This is a genomic window from Elstera litoralis, from assembly GCF_000963705.1.
Lineage (GTDB): Bacteria > Pseudomonadota > Alphaproteobacteria > Elsterales > Elsteraceae > Elstera > Elstera litoralis.
This window is the reverse complement of sequence record NZ_LAJY01000453.1, coordinates 1-1,257: the sequence shown is the minus strand read 5'-3', so window position 1 is coordinate 1,257 and position 1,257 is coordinate 1. Positions and strand designations below refer to the sequence as shown.

Annotated in this window: 2 protein-coding genes; both read right to left on the bottom strand. The window is 58.0% G+C overall.

The annotated features are described in order from the left end of the window. Positions 1–324, bottom strand: a 324-nt coding sequence (gene infC / locus VZ95_RS15655; protein ID WP_045776690.1) for a translation initiation factor IF-3, incomplete at its 3' end; no start/stop codon positions are given. Positions 325–398: 74 nt separating this feature from the next. Next, positions 399–1,257: threonine--tRNA ligase (locus VZ95_RS15650; RefSeq protein WP_045776689.1), on the bottom strand; the 859-nt coding region annotated here is incomplete at its 5' end.

Below are 1,257 nucleotides of genomic sequence, written 5' to 3'. Positions count from 1 at the left end.
GGCCCGCATTTTAACGGCATAATCATTATCATCGATCATCGGGCGAAGTTTGATTTCCTTCACTTCGATGATTTTTTGCTTCTTCCGAGCTTCAGCTTTACGCTTTTGCTCTTCGAAATTGAACTTACCATAGTCGAGAATCTTACAGACAGGCGGAATGGCTTGGGCTGCGACTTCAACCAAGTCCATGCCCTCATCTTCGGCCCGTTCCAGCGCTTCACGCAGCGAAACAATACCGACCATTTCGCCGTCCGCCCCGACCAGGCGGACCTGCATCGAGGTAATCTCGTTATTGATGCGGGGCCCGTCGCGGGTCGGCACCATGTCTTGTGGGATCCTAGCTATGGCTCACTCCTATTGAACGCCAACGATAAACAAAGACGAAGAGAGTCCCGGGGCTATGCCGCCGGGACCTTCGCTTCTTCCCCTAATCTAGTCAGGGCTGCCGCAAGATCAAGCACTTCCTGCGCATCCCCGTCCATCCGGCGGATAGCGACGCTGCGATTCTCGGCTTCCCGGCGGCCCACAACCAGCATTACCGGCACTTTTGCCAGCGAATGCTCGCGGACCTTGTAGTTGATTTTTTCATTGCGCGTGTCGATTTCCGCCCGCAAACCGGCGGCTTTACAGGCCGCGAGAACCTCTTGCGCGTAAGGTTCGGCATCGCTCGTGATATTGGCGACCACCACTTGCAGCGGGGCTAACCACAGCGGCAGCTTGCCCGCATAATGTTCGATGAGGATACCGATGAAGCGCTCAAGGCTGCCCAAAATCGCGCGGTGGAGCATCACCGGGCGGTGGCGGGCGCTGTCTTCGCCGATGTAGGAGGCGTCGAGCCGCTCCGGCAGTACGTAATCCACTTGAAGCGTCCCGCATTGCCACGTCCGCCCGATGGCGTCGGTCAGGTGGAACTCCACCTTCGGGCCGTAGAAAGCGCCTTCGTTCGGCAGTTCTTCGAACGGCAGCCCGGCGGCAATCAGCGCGTCGCGCAGAACCTGTTCGGCCTTATCCCAGCTTTCATCAGACCCTGCCCGCACGTCCGGGCGGAGGGCGAGTTTAACGCTGACCCGATCCAGCGGGAAACCAAGGTCGCGGTAGACGCCAAGCTGAAGCTTAATGTAATTCAGCGATTCTTCGGTTGTCTGATCTTCTCGGCAGAAGATATGCGCATCATCCTGGGTAAAAGCGCGCACGCGCATAATCCCGTGCAAGGAACCCGAGGATTCATTGCGGTGGCACGCGCCGAACTCGGCCATG